Annotated in this window: 8 protein-coding genes; 6 read left to right on the top strand and 2 right to left on the bottom strand. The window is 64.4% G+C overall.

Annotated elements, in window-relative coordinates; translation table 11 throughout:
* Together VNS12_RS00045 and VNS12_RS00040 are read right to left on the bottom strand one after the other, a co-directional pair.
* Positions 1–1,128: MFS transporter (locus tag VNS12_RS00045; RefSeq protein WP_325485790.1), on the bottom strand; the 1,128-nt coding region annotated here is incomplete at its 3' end.
* Between the two features lie 16 nt (positions 1,129–1,144).
* Positions 1,145–1,645 carry a PTS sugar transporter subunit IIA gene (locus tag VNS12_RS00040; RefSeq protein ID WP_325485789.1) on the bottom strand — a complete coding sequence of 167 codons (501 nt, stop codon included), beginning with the start codon at positions 1,643–1,645 and terminating at the stop codon, positions 1,145–1,147.
* A 417-nt stretch (positions 1,646–2,062) separates the two neighbouring features.
* On the opposite strand from VNS12_RS00040, the gene rnk reads away from it, so the two are divergent.
* The 6 genes from rnk to VNS12_RS00010 all read left to right on the top strand — a co-directional run bounded on the left by rnk (position 2,063) and on the right by VNS12_RS00010 (position 10,288).
* Entirely contained in the window at positions 2,063–2,497 is a 435-nt protein-coding gene (gene rnk / locus VNS12_RS00035; protein ID WP_325485788.1) for a nucleoside diphosphate kinase regulator, read from the top strand.
* Positions 2,498–2,585: 88 nt separating this feature from the next.
* A complete protein-coding gene (locus VNS12_RS00030; protein ID WP_325485787.1) occupies positions 2,586–3,092 on the top strand; it encodes a GreA/GreB family elongation factor in 507 nt (168 codons plus the stop codon).
* Between the two features lie 193 nt (positions 3,093–3,285).
* A complete protein-coding gene (gdhA, locus tag VNS12_RS00025; RefSeq protein ID WP_325485786.1) occupies positions 3,286–4,635 on the top strand; it encodes an NADP-specific glutamate dehydrogenase in 1,350 nt (449 codons plus the stop codon).
* Positions 4,636–4,895: 260 nt separating this feature from the next.
* A complete protein-coding gene (locus tag VNS12_RS00020) occupies positions 4,896–6,167 on the top strand; it encodes an O-acetylhomoserine aminocarboxypropyltransferase/cysteine synthase family protein (protein ID WP_325485785.1) in 1,272 nt (423 codons plus the stop codon).
* Positions 6,168–6,856: 689 nt separating this feature from the next.
* Complete coding sequence (locus VNS12_RS00015; RefSeq protein WP_325485784.1) at positions 6,857–7,120, top strand: EF-hand domain-containing protein; 264 nt, start codon at positions 6,857–6,859, stop codon at positions 7,118–7,120.
* Positions 7,121–7,792: 672 nt separating this feature from the next.
* Positions 7,793–10,288, top strand: a complete 2,496-nt coding sequence (locus tag VNS12_RS00010; protein ID WP_325485783.1) for a PIG-L family deacetylase — start codon at positions 7,793–7,795, stop codon at positions 10,286–10,288.
* Positions 10,289–10,785 lie beyond the last annotated feature (497 nt).

The following is a 10,785-nucleotide window of genomic DNA, read 5'->3' as shown; positions in this document are numbered from 1 at the left end:
CACGATCACCCCGCCGGTTCCCCACCATGCCGCCACCGGCGACGACAGCACCTGGACGATCGCAGCCCCGGTAAAAAAGGCGAGATTGACCGCTGACAGTGCCTTGCCCGCATTCTGCGTGGTTACCGAATGCCGTCCCATGGCAAACAGCAGCGGCTGCACCGAGATGAACGCTCCGAACGCCGCCAGCAGCGCCACGTCATAGCCCACGGCCAATCCGGTTCCCAGCGGCAGGGCGACAAGGCACAGTCCCGCCAGCACATGCCCGCCCACCAGCAGTCGCCCCGCATGGCCTACCCGGCGCTCGATCACGCTCACCACCATCGGCATGACGATCAGCATCACGGTCAGCAGCAGGATGGCGTTGGCAGCCTCGATCCGGCCCAGCCCCTTGTCTTCCATCAGCCATGGTCCGGCCCACACGCCCCTGATGCCGATCATCACGGCGAACGAGACCAGCGATAGTGCCACAACGCCCCGCAGTGCCGGCGACACCCCGATCCGCACCACCTCCCGCACCTCGGCGATAATTGGCATTGCTGCGCACGAAGCGGGCTTGTCATCCCGCAGGCGCAGCCATACCGCGCCGGTCACCGCCAGCGCCATGCCGCAGGGCACCGCGAACGCCACCCGCCAGCCCCAGCCGTCGATCACATAGGCGAGCGGGCTCGCCGAAAGCACCATGCCGCTATTGCCCACCGCCAGCACCAGCGCCGACCACAGGGCAAAGCTTGGCCCGTCCTGGGTCTTGGCCGCATAGGTCAGCGGGCACAGCAGCATTCCCGAACATCCCAGCCCCAGGACGAACTGGGTGAAACCGAACCCAAGGCTATCGCTGACGAAAGCCGTCCCCAGCGCCCCTATGGCCACGATCAGCAGCAGCACCATCGAGACAGGCCGCACCCCATACCGGTCGAGCGCCACCCCCACGGGAATCTGCCCCAGCGCAAAGCCCAGATGATAGAGCCCGGTCAGCGCCGCCACATCCGCCGGCGCGATCGCCAGATCGGTGGCGATCACGTCCGCCGACACCGCCGGCATGGTCCGCACGAGGTTCGAGATCGTGTGGCCCAGCGCCAGGATCAGCAGGAGAAAAACGGCAGCAGCCGAGGTGCGCAACGCAGTCATGGGAGAGGCAACGAAGTCATGAGAGAGGAATGTGGCCTTCCGGGTCGGCAGGGGCGGCGATGGCGACATCGATTGCGGCGAGCGCTGCTCCAGCATCCCTTATTGTCAGCGCCAGGCCAAGGGCTGATTTCACCTCCGGCAACTCGGCCAGTCCGGCGAGACGCGGGATCAGATTGCCGATCAGGTGCCAGTCGCTCTTGGCGCCGATAAGGGTGAGGAACAGATCCACCCCCCGGCCATCCGGCGCGCCATAGCCGATCTCGCGCCGCAACGGGGTGATCTGGAGCAGCGGATAGCGCGCCGCGCCGATGAACGCGTGGGGCAGGGCGATCCCGCCTCCGATAGCCGTGGTTCCCAGCCGCTCGCGCGCCGCCAGCCGCGCCAGCACGTCCGCCGCGTCCAGCCAGGGCTGCGCGATCGCAATCCGGCGAGCGATGGCCACCAGCACCGCCTTCTCATTCGCCGCTTCGTCCGCGCGGGCGAAATCGGCGGCAATTGTCAGGATATGACGCGCCACAGCGTCGCCTCCCCCCGGCGGGCCCTTTGCCCGCCTCCTCTTCCCCGTCAGGGGAACCCGGGCAGAGCGTAGCCCCGAACCCGGCGAAGTCAATCGCCCAACACTGCGTATTCGCCTGATCCGGTGTCGGTATCGACTCCTTGTAAGCCCTGTCATCCGGGCCTTCGCGCCCATTCATCTTGACTTTTCGCACGGATGAACTAGGTTCGAGTCATGACGATCCGAGCGCTTTTGACAGTATTGCGAATGCTCAAGGGGCAGCCTGTCACAGGACTGTAGCCCGAAGCTCGGCCGTATGCGCCTTCCGGGCTTCGGGAGAGCGCTTCGATCCTCTCCTCAGATCACCCGCGTCCACGGCGCATCTCAATTTCACCATTTACAGCCCGGCTGCAAAGCTGGACAGGATCGTGTGCGACAATGACACAAGCTGCAAAAAAATCTGGGCGTCTCCCGCGTCTGGTTATCGGGTCCGAGGATCATGAGCGTCTCATGACCATGGCCAACGGCTTGTCCGGACCGATGGCCGAGGTTGGTGACCAACTGCTCACCGAGCTGGAGCGGGCCCGTGTCGTTGCCCAGAAGAAGCTGCCCGCCGATGTCGTGCGGCTGGGCTCGAAGGTTTCGTTCTCGACCACCGACGGGTTCGACCGCACCTACCAGTTGGTCTGGCCCAGCGATGCCAATATTTCCGAGGATAAAGTCTCGGTCATGACCCCGATCGGCGCGGCGCTGATCGGCCTGTCCGAGGGGCAGTCCATTCCCTGGAAGGCCCGCGATGGCCGCTCGCTCTCGCTCACCGTGGTCAAGGTCAGCCAGGAGGCCGCCGAGGCTGTGAGCCCGGAAGCCACCTGATCTGGTTCAGGCGCTCTGGGCCACCCTGTCCGCATCGGGCAGGGTGGCCGTGTGTTCACTGTTGTTTTCGCGGCAAAAGGACCTCGCGATGCGCACCGACCCTGCACCCCGCATCACCCCGCGTGATCTCGACGTCCTCCAGTCCATGCTCGGGCGCATGGTGGGCGATGAGCCCCTGGCGATCGCCCTGCGCCGCAAGCTGGAGAAGGTCCGCATCGTTCCTGCCGAACATCTCGCCCCCGATGTGGTGACCCTTGGCTCCCGCGTCCGCTTCCGCATCGGCGATGCCCCGTCCCAGGATGCCATTGTCGTTTCCGACCAGCTGTTTGATTCCGCCAGCGGTCATATGTCCCTCGCCAACCCCCGCGGCCTTGCCATGCTGGGTCTTTCGGTCGGCGCCAGCGTCGATATTGCTGGCGAAGCCGGTCCGCTCACCATCGTCGCTGTGCTGCTCCAGCCCGAGGCCGAGCACAAGCGCCGGGGCCCCCGCATGGGCCTGCGCGTCGTCTCCAGCCGCGACGATCTGGGCCCGGCCGCCCCCGAACCCCAGCCGCCCCATCCCTTCGACGACGATCCCGGCCCCTCCGCCGCCTGATTTCCCCACGCCCGCTGCCTGCGCGCCCTGCTGGAACCCTTCCGGGGTCCGAGCATTTTCCGTCATCAGAAATCGACGGAAACCTCCGCAAAAAATACGGAAGGGGTATTGACCTATTCCCGGTTTTCGATGCTAAAAATATTCCTGCCGTGTCGCGGGGCACGGACCATCGAAACAGAAAGCAGATACCTCCATGAGTGCAACAGGCGATGTCCTCGGCCCGGTTTATGCCGAGGTTCTGCGGCGCAATCCCGGTGAGGCTGAGTTCCATCAGGCAGTTCGCGAAGTGCTGGATTGTCTGGGGCCGGTCGTGGCCAAACATCCCCATTATGCCGAGGCTGGCCTGCTCGAAAGGCTGTGCGAGCCCGAGCGACAGATCATTTTCCGCGTGCCGTGGATCGATGACGCCGGCAACGTCCAGATCAACCGCGGTTTCCGCGTCCAGTTCAATTCGGCGCTCGGGCCCTACAAGGGCGGCCTGCGCTTCCATCCCAGCGTTAATCTGGGCATCGTCAAATTCCTCGGCTTCGAGCAGGTGTTCAAGAACGCCCTGACCGGCATGCCGATCGGCGGTGGCAAGGGTGGCTCCGATTTCGACCCCAAGGGGCGTTCGGAAATGGAAATCATGCGCTTTTGCCAGTCCTACATGGTCGAGCTCAGCCGCCATGTGGGCGAATACACCGACGTTCCCGCTGGCGATATCGGCGTTGGCCAGCGCGAGATCGGCTATATGTTCGGCCAGTACAAGCGCATGACCAACCGCTATGAATCCGGCGTCCTCACCGGCAAGGGTCTTGCGTGGGGCGGCTCGCGCGTACGTCGCGAGGCCACCGGGTACGGCGCGGTCTATTTCATCTCCGAAATGCTGCGCACCCGCGACAAGGATTTTGCTGGTCGCCGCGTGGTCGTCTCCGGCTCGGGCAATGTGGCCATCTACACCATCGAAAAGGTGCAGGAACTCGGCGGCATCGTCGTCGCCTGTTCGGATTCGGGTGGCTATGTTGTCGACGAGGGTGGTCTCGATCTCGCCCTGATCAAGGAGATCAAGGAAAACCGCCGGGGCCGCATTTCCAAATATGCCGAATTGAAGGGCAATGGCGCGCATTTCTCCTCCAAGGGCGCCATCTGGGATGTGCCCTGCGACATCGCCATTCCCGCTGCCACCCAGAACGAGCTCACCGGGCGCGATGCCCGCACGCTGATCGCCAATGGCGTGATCGCGGTGGGTGAGGGGGCCAACATGCCCTGTACACCCGAGGCGGTGCATCTGTTCGAGGATGCCGACGTGCTGTTCGGGCCGGGCAAGGCCACCAATGCCGGTGGGGTCACCACCAGCGCGCTGGAAATGCAGCAGAACGCTTCGCGGGATTCCTGGTCGTTCGAGCAGACAGAACTGCGTCTCGAAGAGATCATGAAGGACATCCACGCCCGGTGTGCCAATACCGCCGAGGAATATGGCTTGCCCGGTCGCTATGTGGCCGGGGCCAATATCGCCGGCTTTGTCTCGGTGGCCGAAGCCATGATCGCCCTCGGCGTCATTTGACGCTGTCAGCTTTCAAACCCCGGCGCATGACGCGATCCCAACAGGTCATGCGCCGGGAAAAAAGCGTTTCCAGCCCTCTCTGCAACACCTTCGATTTTGCGCTATGAAAGCGCTGACTGGCGGCAAAATCCGGCTGTTCGCGGCTTGCCGGACAATTATGTCTCCGCAAGCGCGATAATTGAGAAACATTTCCTGTTTCCCGGTCCCCGATGAACGGGGAAATGCAGTAAGGTCCTGCCAGATTCTCCGGAGGTGTTCATATGAAGCTCGATACCATCGCCCTGCATCACGGCTACACGCCTGAACCGACCACCAAGTCGGCTGCCGTGCCCATTTACCAGACCACGTCCTACACGTTCGATGACACCCAGCACGGTGCCGATCTGTTCGACCTCAAGGTGCCCGGCAACATCTATACCCGCATCATGAACCCCACCAGCAATGTGCTGGAAGAGCGCATGGCGGCGATGGAAGGCGGCATTGGCGCGCTGGCGGTGGCTTCGGGCATGGCCGCGATCACCTATGCCATCCAGACCATTGCCGGTGTCGGCGATAACATCGTCTCGGTCAGCCAGCTCTATGGTGGCACCTACAATCTGTTCGCCCACGCGCTGCCCCGTCAGGGCATCGAGGTGCGCATGGCCCCCGGCGACGATTACGACGCGCTGGAAAAGCTGTTCGACGAGAACACCAAGGCAGTGTTCTGCGAGTCGATCGGCAACCCCGCCGGCAATCTTGTCGATATCGAAAAGCTGGCCGAAGTGGCCCATCGCCACGGCGTACCGCTGATCGTCGACAACACCGTCGCCACCCCCTATCTGTGCCGGCCGTTTGATCTGGGTGCCGATATCGTCGTGCATGCGCTGACCAAATATATCGGCGGCCACGGCAATTCCATCGGCGGCATCATCATCGATTCCGGCAAGTTCGACTGGGCCGCCCACAAGGAGCGCTTTGCGATCCTCAATGAGCCCGATCCGTCCTATCACGGCGTCGTTTACACCGAGGCGCTCGGCGCTGCCGCCTATATCGGGCGCGCCCGCGTAGCCCCGCTGCGCAACACCGGCGCGGCACTCTCACCGCAAAATGCGTTCCTGATCCTGATGGGTCTGGAAACTCTTGGCCTGCGCATGCAGCGCCATTGCGAAAACGCCCTTGCGCTGGCCCAATACCTCGAAAACCACCCCAAGGTACGCTGGGTGAACTACGCCGCGCTCGACTCCAGCCCCTACAAGGCGGTTTGTGACCGTCTGTATCAGGGCAAGGCTTCGGGCATCGTCAGCTTCGGCGTCGAGGGTGGCCGTGAAGCAGGCGGCAAGTTCATCGACGGCCTCAAGATGATCTATCGTCTGGTCAATATCGGCGACGCCAAATCCCTGGCCTGCCACCCGGCCACGACGACCCACCGCCAGCTCAACCCCGAAGAACTCGCCGCCGCCGGCGTCTCCGAGGACCTTGTGCGGATTTCGGTGGGCATCGAGGACATCGACGACATCATCGCCGACATCGACCAGGCCCTCGCTGCCGTCTAACCGAGCGGTCCCGGAAGAGAGGGGCGCTGAGCCTCCACGCACACACCGGCGCTAGTCCAAACGCAGCGCCCCCTCATCCGACCGCTTCGCGGCCACCTTCTCCCTCAAGGGGAGAAGGGTAGCCTGGGCCAAGCCCGCATTGAACCGAAAGCGCCAACCTCACCCCCAACCGCCCCCTTCTCCCTCGGGGGAGAAGGGCCGGGGTGAGGGGTGCGCTCCGTCCCCACAATCCCCCAAAGCAAGCCGCCAGACCCCCCCCGCGCCCCACAACCCCCGCGCTGTCATCCCGGACCTGATCAAGGCCATCCCCGAGGCTGCCACCTCCAAATCCCCAAAACCGAGCTTCCGCAGCCTCAACGCTCGCTCCGCAGCACTTGAGCCTGCTGGTTCCCGGGTCTCCGCGCGGGATGACTCTGCGGACAAACGCCAACCTCACCCCCAACCGCCCCCTTCTCCCCCGGGGAGAAGGGCCGGGGATGAGGGGCCGCTGCGCCCCCACAATCCGCCAACGCAAGCCGCCAGACCCCTCCGCGCCCCTGCTTTCCCGACAAACTCCCGAAAATGTCACCGGATTTCCCTTTTTTCGACGCATCTCCGCCATCTGGGTGGTTAGCGTTAAGGAACGGTTACCCCACCGGGTTTCCGCGGCAATCCTTTCGGTTGCCCGATCTCACAAAGAGGAGACTGAAATGAATAGGACTCTTGTTGCCATTGCTTCCGTCATCGGCCTTTCGCTGTCGGGAGCGGCTCTCGCCCAAGATCTCGATTTCGCAACCCTCGACACCGACATGAACGGCAGCATCAGCTTCGAGGAACTTCAGGTTGCCCTGCCTGATGTGACCGAGGATCAATTTGCCAGCTACGATACCGATGGCAATGGCGAGCTTTCGGAAGAAGAGCTGGCCGCCGTGAGCTCGGCCGGTGCGGACGCTGAGGCCCCCGCCGCGCAATAATTCCCGCGTATCGTGTCCGGCAAGGGCTTTCTTTCCCTCTCCCTTGCCGAACACGTCCGGAATTCACGCGCCAATCCGCTTCGGATCAACGCGAGGCCCCAGGCCGCCCGGCATCCCCCGGACGGCCTTTTGCTACGGCCTGGCCGCCGAGCCCGCCCAAGCCGCCAAGGCAAGCAGCCAGAATACCCCGCACCCCACATCCCCAGCGCTGTCATCCCGGACTTTGATCCGGGATCCAGTATCCTCCGCGCTCCGCTTCCAGCGCCCTCACTGCGATCGCCCGCCCCGCCTCTTCACCAGCCGCAGCGTCAACGCCCGATCCGCAGCACTTGAGCATACTGATTCCCGGGTCTCCGCCCGGGACGACTCTGCGGACAAATGCCGACATTCTCCCAACCGCCCCCCTCTTTTTTTGAGGGAAGGGGGCTGACGTGAGGGGCGCGCCGCACTCCCGCCCCGCCAAGGCAAGCAGCCAGAACACCCCACCTGCCATGCTCTCTCACCGCACAGGCGCGGAAATTGTCCCCCCGCCACACCCCTCCGCGAATTATAAGGTAACACACTTGTGTTATTCTAATTTGAGCCGCATAGTTCCTGCATCGGGCGCAAAGACCCGGAAGCGGTCTGCGCCTGGCGGACCTTCGTGTAGTTCTACAAAGGCAGGTATTATCCATGAACAAGATTTCCCGGCGCATGTTTATTGCGTCCTTGCCGGCGGCCTATGCGGCAACGCATATCCCCGCCTGGGCTGCGCCCCTGAGCGATCTGGACCTGATCGCCCAGCAGCGGCAAGAGCCCGCCCTGGTCACCCTTTATCGCCGTCTTGAGCGGCTGACCTCGACCCTCACCATCATGACCACCGGCGCCCACCCGGACGACGAGCCCTCCGGCATGCTGGCCGCGCTGCGTCACGTCTATGGCATTCACCCGGTGCTCTATTGCATTACCCGTGGTGAGGGCGGCCAGAACTCGATCGGCCCCGAGCGCGGTTCGGTGCTGGGCGTGCTGCGCACCCGCGAAATGCAGGAAGCCTCGCGCTCCCTCGATGCCGCGCTGGCTTTCGGTAGCTTCGGCCACGAAGACAGCGTGCACGATTTCGGCTTCTCCAAGGACCCGGACGCCACCATCGACCGCTGGGGCCGCGAAAAGGTCGTCGAGCGCATGACCTGGGCCTTCCGCGCCTACAAGCCCGACATCATCATGAACTGCTTCCTCGATGTTCCGGGGCAGCACGGCCATCACCGCGCCGCCAACGTCGCGACCTTCGTGTCTGCCGAACTTTCGGGCGATTCCAGCCAGTATGCTGATCAGCTCGCCTCCGGCCTCGACACCTGGGATGTGCCGAAAATCTACCTGCCGGCCTATGGTGGTGGCGGCGGCGTTTATGACGACGAAGTCCCGCCCCCGCCGGTCACCCTGGTGGTCAAGGCTCCCGAGCGCGATGCGATCTCCGGTGCCACCTTCCCGCAGATGGGCGAGTGGTCCCGCCGCTGCCACCTCACTCAAGGCATGGGCCGCTGGCGTCCCGAGCCCCAGACCGAGTGGGAGCTGAACCTGGCGCGCGTCGCCGGTGGCGGCCAGGCCGGCCAGGCCGAGGACGACATCCGCGAGGGCCTGATTGCCACCGTCGGCCACATTGCCGAATTGGGCGGCATGCCGTCAGATGCAGCCGAAGCCCTGCGCGAAGCCCAGGGGCTGATCGACGAAGCCATCGCCGATTACGGCGATCCGGTTGTGGTGCTCGACAAGATTGGCAAGGTCGGCGAAGCCATCGATATGGCCCGTGCCAATCTGCCTGAAGAGCTGCGGGCCCAGGTCGCCCATCGCCTTGATCGCAAGGTCATGGAGATCGACCAGGTGCTGGCCGCTGCTGCCGGTGTGCAGATTCGTGCCTATACCGAGGGCGGCGATGTCACCCCCGGTGACGAGATCGTCATCAAGACCCTCGTTGACGGCCCGGATGCCGTTGCCGTCGAAGGCGTCGAGATCATCGCCCGCGACGGTCTCACCGCCTCCGAGGATACGGTTTCGGTCAGCGCCGATGCCGCCTACACAAACCCGCTCATGGAGCAGTTCGACCCGCTGGGCGGCAATGGCGATGCGTTCGTGCGCGTCTCGCTTGCCATCGGCGGTCGCACCGCGGTGGTCGATGTCGATCTTGAAGACGCCCTGCGCGTTCTCCCCAAGGCTTCGCTGTCGCTCGAACCCGATGCCATCGTGTTCAACACCACCGAGGCCCTTGAGCCCGTGGAACTCACGGCCACCGTCACCGGTGCCGAGCTCACCGACCTCGATATGACGGCCCCGGAAGGCTGGGATATCGCGGAAACGGATCGGGCGTCCGAGCAGTCGGGCACCTACGCGCTCACGCCTCCGGACGATCTTGAGCAGTCGCGCTTCAACCTCGAACCGTCTCTGCTGGGCGAAACCGCCTATCAGATCAACACCTTCACCTATCCCCATATCGGGCGGTCGGTGGTTCCCACCACGGTGTCGGTGCCGGTTCAGGCTGTTGGGGCCAAGCTGCCGGATGAGCGTCGCGTCGGCTATGTGTCCGGCGGAAACGACAATGTCGGCCTGTGGATGCGCCGTCTGGGTCTCGATGTGGTCGAATTGACCCCCGAGGCGATGGAAACCGGTGCGTTCCGCAATCTCAAGACCATTGTGGTCGGCATCTTCGCCTTCGGGCGTCGCCCCGATCTTCAGGCGTCGCTTGGCCGTCTGCACGATTGGGTCCGCGAGGGCGGTCACCTGGTCACGCTCTACCACCGTCCGTCCGACGGCTGGAATCCCGAGACCGTGCCCCCGGCCTTCCTGCAGATCGGTTCGCCGTCGATCCGCTACCGGGTCACCGACGCCAATTCGGACGTGACGATTCTGGAGCCCGACCATCCGCTGCTCAACTACCCCAACGTCATCGGTCCCGATGACTGGGCGAATTGGGACAAGGAGCGTGGCCTCTACTTCGCGTCCGAGTGGGGCAGCGACTACAAGCCGCTGCTGGCCATGAGCGATCCTGGCGAAGACCCGCTTGAGGGCAGCCTGCTGTCAGCGGAAATCGGCGAAGGCCGCCACACCCACACGAGCCTCGTGCTGCACCACCAGCTCGACAAACTCACCCCGGGTGCGTTCCGCCTGCTGGCCAACCTGGTCCAGCCCGCGCGCTAACCCTACGCGCTCTGCCAGTCCGGTCCCGACCGGACTGGCCCCCCATCCCACACTCTGCCCGTCATCCCGGACCTGATCCGGGATCCAGTAACCGGCAGGGTCAAAAACCAAGCCCCCGCCACCGCCCCCGCGCCCCTTCACCCTCCTCTTGACGGGGAGGGCCGAGGACGGGTGGAGCCCCAAGCACCACCCCCGCCTGCCTATTTTGCCACCCTTCCCGGACGCAGCAACCGGCACCGCTCGCGCCCGATCCGCAGCACGTGAGCATACTGGTTCCCGGGTCTTCGCCCGGGATGACAACTGTGGGTGCGGTAGGCACGGTGTTCCCACGCCTCCGCGCCTCACCCCTCGCGCCCCCCGGGCCTTGAGCCGGGACCAGCAACCGGTAGCGCCCCCGCTCTTTCCCCAGCCTCCACCAAGTGCGCGCCCTTCTCCCCATCCGGGGGAAAAGGTGGCTGCAAAGCGGCCGGACGAAGGGGTGCGCTGAGCCACCCCAA

The sequence above is a fragment of the Pelagibacterium sp. genome (assembly GCF_035555455.1).
Taxonomy (GTDB): Bacteria; Pseudomonadota; Alphaproteobacteria; order Rhizobiales; family Devosiaceae; genus Pelagibacterium.
The sequence above is the reverse complement of the archived record's forward strand: the minus strand, read 5'-3'. Positions and strand labels throughout refer to the sequence as shown.